This window comes from Brachybacterium halotolerans subsp. kimchii, assembly GCF_020792675.1.
GTDB lineage: Bacteria > Actinomycetota > Actinomycetes > Actinomycetales > Dermabacteraceae > Brachybacterium > Brachybacterium halotolerans.
In genome coordinates this window covers 1,382,618-1,397,267 of record NZ_CP086254.1, presented here as the reverse complement: position 1 = coordinate 1,397,267, position 14,650 = coordinate 1,382,618, and the positions used below count along the sequence as shown (strand labels likewise).

Here is a 14,650-nt window from a genome sequence, read left to right as displayed (position 1 = left end):
ATGAGCCAGACCCCTCCCGCCGACCCCGAGACGCCCGAAGGGCGCACGCGCGTCGTGGTCGCCGTCGACCTCCCCGAGGATCTCTGCGCGCTCATCGAGCGCAGCGAGCCGCGCGCCGAGGTGATCCGCGACCACGCGCTCTACCGCCCGCGTCGCGGTCCCGCCGACTGGTCGGGCGACCCGGAGCATGTGCGCACGCCCGCGCAGCAGGCCGCCTTCGAGCAGATGGTCGACTCCGCCGACGTGCTCTTCTCGCTGCCCGACGTGGACCCCGCGGCCCTCGCCCGCACCGTCCGCGCGAACCCGCGTCTGCGCTGGGTGCAGACGATGGCCGCCGGCGGCGGCTCCCAGGTGCGCGCCGCAGGACTCGCCTCGGAGGGCCTCGAGCGCATCGCCTTCACGACCACCGCCGGCGTCCACGGCGCGCCGCTCGCCGAGTTCGCCGTGCTCGGCGTGCTCGCCGGCGCGAAGTCCCTCCCGCGGCTGCTCGACCAGCAGCGCGAGCACGAGTGGAGCGAGCGCTGGGAGATGCGGCACCTCGACGAGATGACCGTGCTCGTCGTCGGTCTCGGCGGCATCGGGAAGGCCTGCGCGGCGCGCTTCAGCGCGCTCGGCGCCCACGTGCTCGGCACGACTCGCAGCGGCGAGGCGGCCGAGGGCGTCGACGAGCTCGTGCCGATCGATGACCTCGCCGCCGCCGTCGCCCGCGCCGACGCCGTCGTGCTCACCCTCCCCGGCACCGACGCGACCGAGGGCCTCGTGGGCGAGGACGTGCTCGCGAGGGCCCGCCCGGGGACGATCCTCGTGAACGTCGGACGCGGCACCGTCGTCGACGAGCCCGCCCTGCTGCGCGCGCTCGAGGACGGCCGCATCGGCTTCGCCGCGCTCGACGTCTTCGCGACCGAGCCGCTGCCCGCGGCGAGCCCTCTGTGGGATCATCCCCATGTCCTGGTCAGCCCGCACACCGCCGCCCTCGACACCCGCGAGGAGGAGAGGATCGTGCGGCTGTTCGTGGACAACCTCGCCCGCCACCTCGACGGACGGCCGCTGCGCAACACTGTGGACACCGTCGAGTTCTACTGAGTGCGGCGGCGCGACGGGCCGACGGGGGCGAGCGCCCCGCGCGGCGCCCGCCGCGCCGACCGCGCAGGGAAGGGGAGCGCCGTGGCGCCCCAGAGCACGAAGACCACCCGTCCTGCGAGCCCGTCGGCCGAGCCCGAGCGCGCGTCGGCCGAGCCCGCGCCCGAGCGCGCATCGGCCGAGCCCCGCGACCCTTCGCCCGCCGTCACCCGATCCCTGCGGATCCTCGGGGCGCTGGAGCGGGCGCGCGGGCCGCTCACCCTCTCCGAGCTCGCGCGCGGGGTCGGCATGGCGAAGTCCTCGGCGTCTAACATCTGCCAGGCGCTCGAGAACGAGGGCATGATCGACCGGGTCGAGAGCGGGTACCGGCTCGGCATCCGCACCGCCGAGCTGGGCGGCGCCTTCGCCTCCCAGTTCAACCAGGTCCGCGAGTTCTTCGCCGCCGTGGAGGGCGATCCGGTGCTGCGCGGGCACGTCGTCCAGATCGCGATGCTGGACGCGCCCGACGCCCTCTACCTCGCCCGGCACGAGGGGCGTCGCCAGCGCCTGGGCACGCCGCTCGGCTCTCGCCTGCCGCTCATCCACTGCGCGGTCGGCAACGCCATGCTGCTCGCCATGGACGACGCCGAGGTGGACGCGGTGCTCGGTGTCGCGGACTTCGCGCCCACCACCGAGGAGTCGGTGACGAGCCCCGAGGCCGTGCGCGAGAAGATCGGCGCGGGCCGGGAGCGCGGATTCGCGATCGACCGCGGCGAGTCCTTCCCCGGCATCCACGGCGTCGCTGTCCCGCTCGAGCCCTGGCAGCCCGGGGACCCGCGCATGGCCGTGGGCGTCGCGCTCGCCGCCTCCGAGGCCGGCGACGCCGTGGTCGACGAGCTGGGCGCCGCGCTGCTGACGCTGGCCGACGCGCTCACCAACCCCCTCTCGCGCCGGCCCTGAGATCCGCGCGTTCAACGGGTTGCACTGCGTTCGCGAATGAGTACAGTAGGGCCATCGGCCGGCCCCGTCGGCCGCGCCCGGTCCGGCCCGCTCGGGCCGCCTCGCCCGCATCGAAGGAGATGCCATGAGCTTGACGCCACGCTCCGCCCGCCCCGAGGGCGCCCAGGACATGCCCGAGGCCGAGTACGCCGCGAACCTGCGCCGTGCCACGCTCTCCTCGTCCATCGGCAGCGCGATGGAGTACTTCGACTTCGCGATGTACGGACTGATGACGGCCCTCGTGTTCAACACTCTGTTCTTCCCCGAGGGCAACGCTGCGATGAACACCGTCGCCGCCTTCGGGATCTACGGGGTCGGCTTCGTGGCCCGCCCCTTCGGCGGCCTCTTCTTCGGCGCGCTCGGCGACAAGGTGGGCCGCAAGACCATCCTCGTGATCACGGTGCTGCTGATGGGCGGCGCCTCGACCCTGATCGGCGTGCTCCCCACCTTCCACTCCGCGGGCTACGTCGCCCCGATCCTGCTGGTGATCCTGCGCCTGCTGCAGGGCTTCGGCGCCGGCGCCGAGCAGGCCGGCGCGACCGTGCTCATGGCCGAGTACGCCCCCGTGCGTCGGCGCGGCTTCTTCTCCGCCCTCCCGTTCATCGGCATTCAGGCGGGCACGCTGCTCGCCGGACTCGTCTTCTCCCTGCTCACCCTGCTGATGCCCGAGGACGCCTTCCTGTCCTACGGCTGGCGGCTGCCGTTCCTCGCCTCCTTCGTGCTGATCCTCATCGCCCTGTTCATCCGGGCGCGGCTGCGCGAGACCCCCACCTTCGTCCAGCTCGAGGAGCACGAGCAGATCGCCGACCACCCGATCCGCGAGATCTTCACGACCGGGCGGCCGGGCGTCGTCGTGGGCATCGGCCTGCGCATGGCCGAGAACGGCGGCAGCTACATGTTCCAGTCGCTCGCCCTGGCCTTCGTGACCTCCGCGGCGATCGGACTGGACAAGGGCACCGTCGCCTGGGGCGTGACACTCGGCAGCCTCATCGGGATCTTCTCGGTGCCCTTCACCGGCCACCTCTCCGATCGCTTCGGGCGCGTGCCCGTCTACCGCTTCGGCGCCGTGTTCATGCTCCTGTACACGTTCCCCGCCTGGTACCTGCTGTCCGTGGGGACCGAGGCCGTGGCGATCGCCGTGATCGCGATCGGCATCGGCGTCGCCGTGAACTCGATGCTCGGCCCGCAGTGCTCCCTGCTCCCCGAGATGTTCGGGGCCCGGCACCGCTACCTGGGCGTGGCGATGGCCCGCGAGATCTCCGCCGTCCTCGCGGGAGGGCTGGCCGGCGTCCTCGGCGCGGCGCTGCTCGCCTGGACCGACAGCAACTGGATCGTGCTCGCCGTCTACATGGCGACCCTCGCCGCCATCACCACCGGCGCGACCTTCCTCGTGCCCGAGACGCGCGGCCGGGACCTGCTGAAGGAGACCGACGCCCTGCGCCTCTCCGGCGAGGAGCACGACCACCGGATGACCGCCGCGGCGAGCTGACCGCCGCGGCGGGCGACACCTGCGGCCCCTCCGACATCGGACGTGTGATGCACGATACATTGGGTGCATCGCGGTCTCCTCCCGCGATCCCCCTGTGCACGTCCGAGCAAAGGAGCCCGGCATGTCAGAGTCCGCATCCCTGCCCGATCCCAGATCCTCGGGCCGCGCCCCGCTCGGGGATTCCTCCTCCGTCGGCGCCCGCAGCCTCGCCGTCCAGCAGTCCGAGGACTTCCAGCAGCTGCGCCGCTCGTTCCTCACCTTCATCGTGCCCATCACGGTGCTGTTCCTGGTCTGGTACCTGCTGTACGTGATCCTCGCGGGCTGGACCCACGAGTTCTTCGCGATCACGGTCTTCGGGAACATCACCGTGGGCCTGCTGTTCGGCTTCGGCCAGGTGATCACCACCTTCGTGATCACCATGCTCTACCGCTGGTGGGCCGACCGTCGCTACGACCCCCACGCCGAGGCGATCCGCGCCGAGATGGAGAGCGGGGAGATCCTCGAGGACTCCGCTCGCTCCGCCGACGGGGAGGAGGGCGAGCTGCGATGAGCCACGAGATCAACCCCGTCATCAACATGATCGTGTTCGCGCTGTTCGTCGCATTCACGCTGTTCATCGTCTTCCGCGTCTCCCGCCAGAAGGCGAGCGCCGCCGAGTTCTACGCCGGCAACCGCTCGTTCTCCGGGCCGCAGAACGGCATCGCGATCTCCGGCGACTACCTCAGCGCCGCGAGCTTCCTGGGCATCTGCGGCGCGATCGCCATGGCCGGCTACGACGGCTTCCTCTACTCGATCGGCTTCCTCGTCGCCTGGCTGGTCGCGCTCCTGCTGGTCGCCGAGCTGCTGCGCAACACCGGCAAGTTCACGATGGCCGACGTCCTCTCCTTCCGCCTGAACCAGCGCCCCGTGCGCCTGGCGGCCTCGCTCACCACCCTCGCCGTCTGCTTCTTCTACCTCATCGCCCAGATGGCCGGCGCGGGAGGTCTCGTCGCCCTGCTCCTCGGCCTCGAGGGCAAGCTGCCCACGGCCCTGACCGTGGTGGTCGTCGGCGTGCTGATGATCGTCTACGTGATCGTCGGCGGCATGAAGGGCACCACCTGGGTGCAGATCATCAAGGCGGTGCTGCTCGTGGTCGGCGTCGCGATCCTCGCGATCATGGTCATGGGCCGCTACGGCTTCAACTTCTCCGCCGTGCTCGATCAGGCGATCGCCATGTCCCCCGACGGGGACGCGATCCTCACGCCCGGCCTGAAGTACCCCAACCCCGTGGACTTCCTGTCGCTCGGGCTCGCGCTGGTCCTGGGCACCGCGGGCCTCCCGCACGTGCTCATGCGCTTCTACACCGTGCCCAGCGGCAAGGAGGCGCGGCGCTCGGTGGTCTGGGCGATCTGGATCATCGGCATCTTCTACGTGCTCACCCTGATCCTCGGCTACGGCGCCGCGGCCCTCGTCGGCCCCGAGGTCCTCGGGGATCCCGCGACGCCCGGCGGGGAGAACGCGGCGGCCCCGCTGCTCGCCCTCGCACTCGGCGGGCCGGTGCTGATGGCCGTGGTCTCCGCGATCGCCTTCGCGACGATCCTCGCGGTGGTCGCGGGCCTCGCGATCACGGCGGCCACGAGCTTCGCGCACGACATCTACGCCTCCGTGATCCGCGGCGGCGAGGTCCCCGCGGACCACGAGGTGAAGATCGCCCGCTGGACGGTCGTCGCGATCGGGATCCTCGCGATCGTGGGCGGCGTGGTGGCCCTCGGGCAGAACGTCGCCTTCCTGGTGGCGCTCGCCTTCGCGGTCGCCGCGAGCGCCAACCTGCCCACCATCCTCTTCTCCCTGTTCTGGCGACGGTTCAACACCGGCGGCGCGCTGTTCTCGATGATCGGCGGGCTTGCGGCCTGCCTCATCCTGATCGTGCTCTCCCCGGCCGTCTCCGGCAACGAGAAGGCGATGTTCCCCGGCGCCGACTTCGACCTGTTCCCGCTCTCCAACCCCGGCATCGTCTCGATCCCGCTGGGCTTCCTGCTCGGGATCGTCGGCACCCTCGTCACCAAGCCCGCGCCCGACCACGACGTGAAGGCCGCCGAGATGGAGGTCCGCGCGTTCACCGGCGCCGGGGCGGAGGGGGCCTCCGAGCACTGACGGGAGCCGGGCCCTGGGGCGGGACATGCGCGCTCAGCTCCGAGCACGTCCCCGTTCCTGGCCGCGGCCAGCCCCCGGCTCCTGGCCCCGCCGGGCCCCAAACCCGGCTCCGCCCCGCAGCGGCCCGTCTCGCCTCGACGGTTGAGTGCTGCGTAACCGTCGTTATGAGCGCTCATAACGACGGTTACGCAGCACTCAACGCCGAGTCCGCCGAGTCCGCCGAGTCCGCTGGTTCCGCCGGCGTCGCGTGGCCGCTGGTGCTGCTGCCGTCGCCGGTGCCGCCACGCGGGCCGACGTCGGACCGGGCAGGCCGACCTCCGGCCGGAGGCGGCGGGCACCTCACCCACGGACGCGTCCTCACCCACGGACGTGCCCGCGCGGGATCACCCGCCCAGCAGGGTGAGCACGGCCATCACCCGTCGGTGGACGCTCGCGTCGGGGCTCAGCCCGAGCTTCGCGAACAGGCGCTGGGTGTGCTTCTCCACGGCGCCCTCCGTGACCACCAGGCGCTCCGCGATCCCGGCGTTGGTGAGGCCCTCGCCCATGAGCTCGAGGACCTCGCGCTCGCGCGGGGTGAGCTCGTCGAGAGGGGAGCGGCGCTGGGACGCGAGGACCTGCGCGATGACGTCGGGGTCCATGACCACGCCGCCGCCCGCCACCCGCTCGACGGACTCGAGGAAGCGGCCGATGTCGCTCACCCGGTCCTTGAGCAGGTAGCCGGTCGCCGGGGCGCCGGCGCCGATCAGCTCGGCAGCGTAGGCCACGACGACGTACTGGCTGAGCAGCATGATCGGCGCCTCGGGCCAGGTGCGGCGGATCTCGTGGGCGGCGCGCAGACCCTCGTCGCTGTGGCTCGGGGGCATGCGGATGTCCGCGATCACGAGGTCGGGCCGGTGTTCGAGGGCGCGGGCCACGAGCTCCGTGCCGTCGGCCGCGGAGTCCACGACGTCGTGCCCGGCGTCCTCGAGCAGCAGGCGCAGTCCTTCGCGCAGCAGCGCGGAGTCGTCGGCGATCACGAGGCGCACGGGATCACCGCCTCGATCCGGGTGCCCTGTCCGGCGGGGGAGTCGACCTGCAGCGTCCCCTCGAGCGAGGCGACGCGGCCCGCGAGACCGGCGAGGCCGTGGCCGGCGGAGATGCTCGCGCCTCCGCGGCCGTCGTCGACGATCACGGTCCGCGCGCTGCCCGCCTCGCGGCTCACGCGCACCTGCACGGCGCTCGCCCCGGAGTGCTTGGCGGCGTTCGCGAGGGCCTCGGAGACCACGTAGTAGATGCCGATCTCCACGTGCTCGGGGAGGTCGATCTCCGGGCAGTCGACCGTGGCGGGCACGGGGCACAGGGCGGCGCGCTCGGCGAGGGCCGCCGCGAGGCCCCTGTCCACGAGGATCGGCGGGGCGATCCCGCGGGAGAGCCGACGCAGGTCCTCGAGGGTCGTCCCCAGCATCTCGCGGGTCTCCGCGAGGATCCTCCGGGATCGCTCGGGGTCCGACGGGGCGAGGCGCTCGGCGCGGGCCAGGTCCATCGTCGCCCGCACGATCCCCTGCTGAGGCCCGTCGTGCAGATCCCGCTCGAGCCGGCGCAGGGATTCGGACTCCGCGGCGCGTCCGGCGTCGCGCGACTCCTCGGTGCGGGCCAGGCGCTGCTGCTCCTCGAAGCGGGAGCTCAGCAGGCCGTAGCCCACGGCGTGGTGCACCGCCGTCACGCCCCGGGCGACGGGGTAGGCGGTGAGCAGGAAGAACAGGCCGCCCGCGAACTGCAGGCCGAGGTCGATGCCCGTGGCCAGGGCGCCGTGGAAGCCGATCAGCTCGCCGAGGCCGTTCATCTCGTCCGCGGGCAGGACCAGGCGCAGGATGATCGAGGCGAGCGGCCCCAGCACCGTGCCCAGGGCTCCTGCGAACCACGCGACCATGACGGGGAACGTGACGGCGCTCAGCAGCAGGTGCACGAGGGTCCACAGGCAGTCCAGCCACGACTGAGGATCCGCGAGCGGGGTGAGCATGCGGCGCACCCAGCCGGCGTCCGGCGCTACGCGCCGGCGCATGGGCCGCGGCAGAGGACGCTGCAGCAGGACCCGCTGCATGCCCCGCTCGGCGCCCGCGAAGCCCCGGGCGACCATCAGGGCGGCGATGAGGATCGGCAGGCCCACCCAGACCACGACCGTGCCCACGCCCACCGCGAGCAGGGTGATGGTCAGGACGAATCCGACGATGCCCAGCACGAAGGCGGGGACCGCGTAGAGGAAGGCGCGCACGATCGTCCCCGCCCAGCGGGCGAGGAAGCTGCGGTGCTCGGCGGCCTCGGGCGCGCCGTCGACGGGCATCGTCGATCCGGAGGTCGGGGAGGGAGCATGCGTCGAGGAGGAGGTCATGGCTCGAGTCTTGTCGTCGGGAGGCCGGAGCCCCATCCTGTCACCCGGCCGATGCGCTGTCGGGCTGGCCCGACGAGTCCCCGATGGGGGCCGATGCGACCGCGTCGGAGCCCCGACGGTCGACTCCGCCACAGACGCGCTGGGCGGCCTGGAGGTCCGCCCGGGAGGCCGCTCACGGCACCTAGACTGGGGAGCGACGACCCCAAGCATCCCCAGAGCGAACGTGAGGCAGCGGTGAACTCCGATCACCTGAAGACGTCGGTCCAGGCCATCAACTGGAACCGCATCCCCGACCCCAAGGACCTCGAGGTCTGGGACCGTCTGACCGGGAACTTCTGGCTCCCCGAGAAGGTTCCGATCAGCAACGACATCCAGTCCTGGGGGCGCCTCAGCGAGGGCGAGCAGACCCTCACGATGCGCGTCTTCACCGGCCTGACGCTGCTGGACACGGTGCAGGGCACCGTCGGCGCGGTCTCGCTCATCCCCGACGCGGTGACCCCGCACGAGGAGGCGGTGTACACGAACATCGCGTTCATGGAGTCCGTGCACGCGAAGTCGTACTCGCAGATCTTCTCGACGCTCTCGCACACCAAGCAGATCGACGAGGCCTTCCGCTGGAGCGAGCACAACGAGGCGCTGCAGAAGAAGGCCCGGATCGTCATGGGCTACTACCAGGGCGACGACGCGGAGAAGCGCAAGGTCGCCTCGACGCTGCTCGAGTCCTTCCTCTTCTACTCCGGCTTCTACCTGCCCATGTACTGGTCCAGCCACGGCGAGCTGACCAACACGGCCGACGTGATCCGTCTGATCATCCGAGACGAGGCCGTGCACGGCTACTACATCGGCTACAAGTTCCAGAAGGCGATGGAGAAGGCCTCGTCCCAGCGCCAGGAGGAGCTCAAGGACTACACGTTCTCCCTCCTCATGGACCTCTACGACAACGAGGAGGAGTACACCGAGGATCTGTACGACCCGGTCGGCTGGACCGAGGACGTCAAGATGTTCCTGCGCTACAACGCGAACAAGGCGCTCATGAACCTCGGCTACGACCCGCTCTTCCCGCAGGACCAGACCGAGGTCAACCCGGCGATCCTCGCCTCCCTCTCGCCGAACGCCGACGAGAACCACGACTTCTTCTCCGGCTCCGGCTCGAGCTACGTCATGGGCAAGGCCGTCGATACCGAGGACGACGACTGGGACTTCTGATCCGCTGACCGCGCACGTCGCCGGGGATCCCCGCCGACGGAGCACATGCGAGGCCCGGACCTGCAGACTTCTGCGGGTCCGGGCCTCGCGTGTGCTCCCGTCAGAGCCCGCCCCAGCGGCTCGGCGCCGGACGCGACAGCTCTCCTCAGCTGCCGGTCTCGTCCGAGGAGCCATCCTCCTGCGAGAGGCGGAACGCCTGTCCGAGGACTTCGATCTGCGCAGGATTGTAGAGGTCGGGCAGCGACTGGTAGAGGGCGTGCAGCGCCTCGCGTTCGCGCACATTCGTCGGCCGAGGCGGAGTGCGAGTGCCCGGGTAGTCCTCGTGGATCCCGCGCAGCACCATCGCCAGCCGAATGGCGACGGCACGGATGGCTTCGGCGTCGGCATCGGCCGGAAGCTCGTTGAACCCGATGTCGGCGTCCTGGTGGTCTTCGGCGATCTCGCGCAGGTCCCGCATGCCCTGTTCGTCGTAGAGCAGTGCGCTGATGGCGATCACCGCCCGATCTGGCTCGGTGAGACTGTCCGCGATGGATTCGAACCCTACGGGGACGTCCGGTCCGGTGCGGTGAGCGAGCAGCTCGGCGAGGTCGGCCCGGATCTTCTGCTGACGTTCGATGGAGGCGGAGAGCCGTGCGTCGAGCGAGCGCACTGTGTCGAAGAACAGGTCGTCCGAATCGATCGTCGACCGGATCTCCGCCGTCGACATCCCCAGGTCCCGGAGCTGTCTGATCTGCAGCAGGCGCACCAGGTGGGCCGTGCGGTATTGCTTGTAGCCGTTGGCCGCCCGTGCGGGCTCTTCGAGCACACCGGTCGCGTGGTAGTGCCGAATGGCCTTCACGGTCGTGTCCGCGAGGTCCGCGAGTCGGCGCGTGCTCCACGCCATCAGCGGTCACCAGGGGGAGCAGACATGTCTCCATCCTCGTGGATGAGCGAGGGAATCGGAAGCGCTTCCTTGACCGTGCCCCCAGGGCACGGTTTCCGATGGTGGTGCACATACCCGCCTTCGCGTAGGAGCCCCCACATGACCGGCACTGGACGGAACCCCGATCGGCTCGAGGTCCAGGAGGTCTCGCGCGATCCCGCCTTCGCAAGCCCGGACCGGACACGGAGCCACGATGGATGACTCGCTCATCTACGAGGGCGCGATGCAGGTCGTCCCCCTCCTGCTCATCGCGCTGTTTCTCGACAACCGCGCGAACACCCCCGAACTGCGCAGCCGACTCGGAAGGGCTCTGACGCGGTTCCAAGACCGAGCCATCGCCGTGCTGTGCCTCATCGCGTTCTTCATCTCGATGTTCGTTCTCGTCGGCGCGGTCCCCGTCACCGCCCTCACCAACGCGATCGTCGTCGCGGCGCTGAGCGGCTCGATCGGGCTGTTGTTCGGCACCATCTGGCGACGCTTCGCCACCACCACGGATGACGGCTCCGCTCCGTCCAGCTCACTCTCCCCGAAGGACCATCATGACCACGACTCCTGACCCGTCCCTCACCAACACCTCGAGCGCGCCCTCTTCCGTCGATGGGAATCGTCCATTCGGCGCGCACCTGTCGATGCGGTGGTGGGTCCCGCTGGTGCTGACGATCGTCGTCGTCGCGGCGGTCTACGGCCTCCAACTGCTGCTGGGCGGTGCCGCCGCCATCGTCGAGGTCGCCCTGCTGGGCGAGGATCCCGATGGCGCCTCGCTGACCCCCTTGTCCTTCCTCGCGACGAATCTCGCGATCATCCTGATCGCCCCGCTCGCGCTCCTCCTGCTCGCCAAGGTCGGGCGGGTGCCCTGGCGATCCGCACTGAGCGCCGGGCGGGCTTTCCGGTGGCGTCGGCTGGTGATGTACGTCGGCCTCTTCGCGGTGCTGATGGTCCTCGCCAACATCGCGGTCCAGCTGATCAACCCCTCGCCGCTGTCCTTCTTCGCCGTCTCCGGCACGACCATCGCGCTGCTGGTGGTGCTGGTGCTGACCACGCCGTTGCAGGCCGCGGCGGAGGAAGTCGCTTTCCGCGGAGTCCTCACCGCTTCCTACGCGTCGTGGATCCGCGCTTCCCGCCCCGCGCTGATCGTGGGCATCACCGGTTCGAGCGTCCTCTTCGCCATCGTCCACACCAGCCTGGATCCGTGGATGATCCTGAATTACCTGGGCCTCGGGGCGAGCACCGCGGTCATGGCTCTGCTGAGCCGGGGTCTCGAAGCCTCGATCGCCTTCCACGTCATGAACAATGTCTTCGCCTACGGCATCGGCGCCCTGTTCGCCGACGGCGGCGGCATCGCTCAGGACCGCAGCGGTGGCGCCGGCGGACCGTACATGCTGGTGTTCCTCCTCGCGGAAGCCATCGCCATCGTCACTGTCTGGCAGCTCGAGAAGCACCGCACCCGACATCAGCGCTGAAGGCCCTGCACGCGGGAGAGCCCTGACGGCGCATCGAGGTTCAGTGCAGGAACAGGGCTGTGACGGCCTCGACCAGCGCATTGACCAGAAGCACGATGATGATCATCGGATAGAGGCGCAGGTTGTCCTTGACGCCGGCAAGGTACCCCTCCCAGGCCGATGAGAGATTGCGTCGGCGGTAGCCGAAGGTCGATCGCCAGAGGATGATCGATCCCAGCATCGCCAGGACATAGGCCTGGAACTCGATCAGCAGCACGGGCGAGACGGTGATCACCGTGATCAGCTCCTCGAGTGATGTCGGCGCGTACGGCATGCCGATGAAGATCGCCCGTGCGATCGTCGCGACCACACCGAAGAAGGGAACGATCAGCGAGGGCAGCGTCGTGGTTCCCAGTACTGCGAACAGGAGGTTGGCGAGGAGAGTCAGCAGTGCGGGCTCGACGATGCTGCCGCTGCCGTACGCCTCGACGACCAAGGACGACCCGGGCGAGCTGAGGAAGGCCTCGGTGTTCCGGTGGCCGATCTCATGCAGACCAGGGATGTAGACGGACGCGATCATCGCCATCAGCAACGTGCCGTAGACGACGAGATTGGACACCAGGTACGGGTACCAGTTGGCGCGCAGGACTGTTCGGAAGCTGTCGAAGATTCGCATGGTCAGGATTCCTCTCCGGGGTGGGACTGCGGCCCCGACTCGATGCGCATGAAGTCCTTCTGCCGGTCGTTCAGCTCGCGTTCTGCCAGGTCGAGGAGCACCTGCACCTGCTCTTCCGTCAGCGAGGGCAGTCCACCGGCGACCTCGTCGACCAGCGACTGCGCCTGCTCCATGAGCTCCTCGAGCTCGCCGTCACCGGTGTTCTCATCGATGGCGTCGAAACGCTCCTGCAAGCGCACCAGGGCCGACCGCATCTGCGGGTCATCGAGTGCATCGGCGAAAGCGTCGATCTGCGGATGGTCCCGGTAGAGGTGGGCGAGGGCGATGGCGACCGGGACATCGGCCGGTGTCAGGCTCAGCGCAGCTGCTGCCCTGGAGAGTCCGACGTGGCGCCCGGCGCGCGCCCGGGCCAGCCGTTCGCGTTGTGCGGTCAGATCCGTGATCTTCGCTTCCAGGGCCCGGTCCACCTCATCCAGCGCCTCTTCGGTGGAGGGAGAGTCGGAGTCTGCGGCCACGGCTCCTGCCTGCGCCAGCGACAGACCGGAGTCGGTCAGCTGACTGATCCTCAGCACGGACACCAGATGATCCGCGGTGTAGTCCCGGTACCCGTTGGGTCGACGCGGCGGCTCGGGCAGCGCGCCTGCCTGGTGGTAGTAGCGGACGGTCCGGACCGTCACCCCGGCGAGTTCTGCCAGTTCTGAGATGCGCATCAGGCGGACACCTGTCCTGATCGGCGGATGCTGGGACTGAGCAGGGCCAGGGCGGCCGCGCCGATCCACAGAAGGGCGAGAGCTGTGGTGGCCAGGTGCAGGGTGCCGATCTCGATGAGCAGAGCGGCCACGCCGATGCCGACTGCCGGGACAACAGTCATGATGGCGTTCTGGGCGCCCAGCACCTTCCCGCGTTCGGCATCTGCGACGTTCTCGACGAAAGTCAGTCCGACGACGGCGTTCATGCAGCCACCGCCCAGTCCGACGATCGCCGCTCCGGTGAAGATCGACCACACAGGTCCGAGTATGCCGATGACGACGAATCCCACGGCGACGACGATGACCCCGGTGGTGAACCACCCCCGGCGCGGGATCCTGGTTCCGAATACGGCGAAGAGGCCACCGCCGATGAGGAGGCCTGCGGCCAGTGCGCTGAGGACGAACCCGACGAGACCGGCCTCGTTCTGGAATGCGAAGTGCACCGGGATCACCATGCCCTGCGTGGCGGCGAGCACGACTGCCAGCGCGAGACCCAACAGGACGACGACGCGCAGGAGCGGTGTGCGGAAGATGACCGCCAGGCCGTGGAAGACGGAGCCGGGCGTCTCGCGCCGAGGATCTCCCTGCCGCTCACGGGGCAGTCCCGAGGCGCGGGAGGGGATGACGAGGGTCAACAGGGCCGCCAGTGCGGCGATGCCGGAGGTCGCCCACATGACCGTCACGGGCTCCAGGGAGGCGACGAGGATGCCGGCGATGGCGGGTCCGATCAGGAACGAGACTCCTGCGAGGGATTCCCGCAGGCCGATCAGCCGCGAAGGATCCATCCCGCCGGCATGAGCGATGGCGGGGAGCATCGCCTCTCGCGCGGTGATGCCGGGAACGTCGCCGAAGGAATTCAGGATTGCCACGGCGATGAACCATCCCAGGTTCAGCCCGACGGTGAGGTCGATGACGGGCAGGATGATCAGGGCCAGGGCCGAGATCACATCGGAGAGGATCGCTGCGGTGCGGCGGTTGATCCGGTCGATGAGCGAGCCCACCAACAGTCCGGCGACGGCGGCGGGCAACGCTGCCGCGATGGCAACGGCCCCAGCCCCCAGCGGACTGCCCGTGGTGAACAGGACCAGCAGCGGGAGCGCTATCGCAGTGATCGAGTTGCCCAGCAGCGATGTGCCGAACGAGGCCAGGTAGAAGAAGACGATCCGTGTCATGGGACAAGCCCAAACGATGACGTCGCGTCAGGGTCAAGCCCGTGCGGAGGAGATCGTGGACGGCGCCGAGTCCTCGCAGGCCATGGCCTCGCGGGCGTCACCTCGGCGAGACTCGCCGTGGCGATGAGCCGAAGCCGGACTCATCATTCCCCGTCCGAGCTGATCTCCGTGAGGGCGTGGAAGCGGAGCGCGCGGTTCCGGCGCGTGGGCGATCAGCTCTGGATCCGTCCCCGAGCTGCACCGGACGGACTCGATCCCGAGGCGGCCCTCTGCTTCTCTCTCGTCGGAGCCAGGCCGCCCACCCTCGAAGCGATCAGTGCGCGATGAGGACATGCGGGTCGAGATCCACCGTGTCCATGCGGCGAATCTCGGAGACTGCGGGTCCGGCGGAGCAGTATCGAGGTGTCGGGGCATCGGGGCACTGGTGCTTTGCGCGCG

Annotated in this window: 14 protein-coding genes; 8 read left to right on the top strand and 6 right to left on the bottom strand. The window is 69.9% G+C overall.

Features of this window, described 5'->3' with window-relative positions:
* From Bra3105_RS06330 to Bra3105_RS06310, 5 genes are all read left to right on the top strand, one after another.
* A complete protein-coding gene (locus Bra3105_RS06330; protein ID WP_228359057.1) occupies positions 1 to 1,083 on the top strand; it encodes a D-2-hydroxyacid dehydrogenase in 1,083 nt (360 codons plus the stop codon).
* An 81-nt stretch (positions 1,084 to 1,164) separates the two neighbouring features.
* Positions 1,165 to 2,019: an IclR family transcriptional regulator gene (locus Bra3105_RS06325; RefSeq protein ID WP_228359056.1), complete on the top strand. Its 855-nt coding sequence runs from the start codon at positions 1,165 to 1,167 to the stop codon at positions 2,017 to 2,019.
* A gap of 124 nt (positions 2,020 to 2,143) precedes the next feature.
* Positions 2,144 to 3,547, top strand: a complete 1,404-nt coding sequence (locus Bra3105_RS06320; protein WP_228359055.1) for an MFS transporter — start codon at positions 2,144 to 2,146, stop codon at positions 3,545 to 3,547.
* A 121-nt stretch (positions 3,548 to 3,668) separates the two neighbouring features.
* Positions 3,669 to 4,097: a DUF485 domain-containing protein gene (locus Bra3105_RS06315; RefSeq protein ID WP_228359054.1), complete on the top strand. Its 429-nt coding sequence runs from the start codon at positions 3,669 to 3,671 to the stop codon at positions 4,095 to 4,097.
* Entirely contained in the window at positions 4,094 to 5,680 is a 1,587-nt protein-coding gene (locus Bra3105_RS06310) for a monocarboxylic acid transporter (protein ID WP_228359053.1), read from the top strand. The genes Bra3105_RS06315 and Bra3105_RS06310 overlap by 4 nt, the downstream gene beginning before the upstream one ends.
* A 383-nt stretch (positions 5,681 to 6,063) precedes the next feature.
* On the opposite strand, the gene Bra3105_RS06305 is transcribed toward Bra3105_RS06310, so the two are convergent.
* A complete protein-coding gene (locus Bra3105_RS06305; RefSeq protein ID WP_228359052.1) occupies positions 6,064 to 6,705 on the bottom strand; it encodes a response regulator in 642 nt (213 codons plus the stop codon).
* Positions 6,693 to 8,048: a sensor histidine kinase gene (locus Bra3105_RS06300; protein WP_228359051.1), complete on the bottom strand. Its 1,356-nt coding sequence runs from the start codon at positions 8,046 to 8,048 to the stop codon at positions 6,693 to 6,695. Before Bra3105_RS06300 ends, Bra3105_RS06305 begins: the two co-directional genes overlap by 13 nt.
* 234 nt (positions 8,049 to 8,282) lie before the next feature.
* On the opposite strand from Bra3105_RS06300, the gene nrdF reads away from it, so the two are divergent.
* The gene (gene nrdF / locus Bra3105_RS06295; protein WP_228359050.1) at positions 8,283 to 9,254 is read left to right on the top strand and encodes a class 1b ribonucleoside-diphosphate reductase subunit beta; all 972 of its coding nucleotides are present in this window, start codon (positions 8,283 to 8,285) and stop codon (positions 9,252 to 9,254) included.
* A 145-nt stretch (positions 9,255 to 9,399) separates the two neighbouring features.
* On the opposite strand, the gene Bra3105_RS06290 is transcribed toward nrdF, so the two are convergent.
* Complete coding sequence (locus Bra3105_RS06290; RefSeq protein WP_228359049.1) at positions 9,400 to 10,137, bottom strand: MerR family transcriptional regulator; 738 nt, start codon at positions 10,135 to 10,137, stop codon at positions 9,400 to 9,402.
* 232 nt (positions 10,138 to 10,369) lie between these two features.
* Between Bra3105_RS06290 and Bra3105_RS06285 the strand changes: the two genes are divergently transcribed.
* Both Bra3105_RS06285 and Bra3105_RS06280 read left to right on the top strand, forming a co-directional pair.
* Positions 10,370 to 10,732 carry a hypothetical protein gene (locus Bra3105_RS06285; protein ID WP_228359048.1) on the top strand — a complete coding sequence of 121 codons (363 nt, stop codon included), beginning with the start codon at positions 10,370 to 10,372 and terminating at the stop codon, positions 10,730 to 10,732.
* Entirely contained in the window at positions 10,716 to 11,636 is a 921-nt protein-coding gene (locus tag Bra3105_RS06280) for a CPBP family intramembrane glutamic endopeptidase (protein WP_228359047.1), read from the top strand. Before Bra3105_RS06285 ends, Bra3105_RS06280 begins: the two co-directional genes overlap by 17 nt.
* A 40-nt stretch (positions 11,637 to 11,676) precedes the next feature.
* On the opposite strand, the gene Bra3105_RS06275 is transcribed toward Bra3105_RS06280, so the two are convergent.
* The 3 genes from Bra3105_RS06275 to Bra3105_RS06265 are packed head-to-tail and all read right to left on the bottom strand — an operon-like array spanning position 11,677 to position 14,212.
* Positions 11,677 to 12,291 (bottom strand): hypothetical protein, encoded by a 615-nt coding sequence (locus Bra3105_RS06275; RefSeq protein WP_228359046.1) that lies wholly within the window; start codon positions 12,289 to 12,291, stop codon positions 11,677 to 11,679.
* 2 nt (positions 12,292 to 12,293) lie between these two features.
* Positions 12,294 to 13,001, bottom strand: a complete 708-nt coding sequence (locus Bra3105_RS06270; protein ID WP_228359045.1) for a helix-turn-helix domain-containing protein — start codon at positions 12,999 to 13,001, stop codon at positions 12,294 to 12,296.
* Complete coding sequence (locus Bra3105_RS06265; protein ID WP_228359044.1) at positions 13,001 to 14,212, bottom strand: MFS transporter; 1,212 nt, start codon at positions 14,210 to 14,212, stop codon at positions 13,001 to 13,003. Before Bra3105_RS06265 ends, Bra3105_RS06270 begins: the two co-directional genes overlap by 1 nt.
* Positions 14,213 to 14,650: the final 438 nt, after the last annotated feature.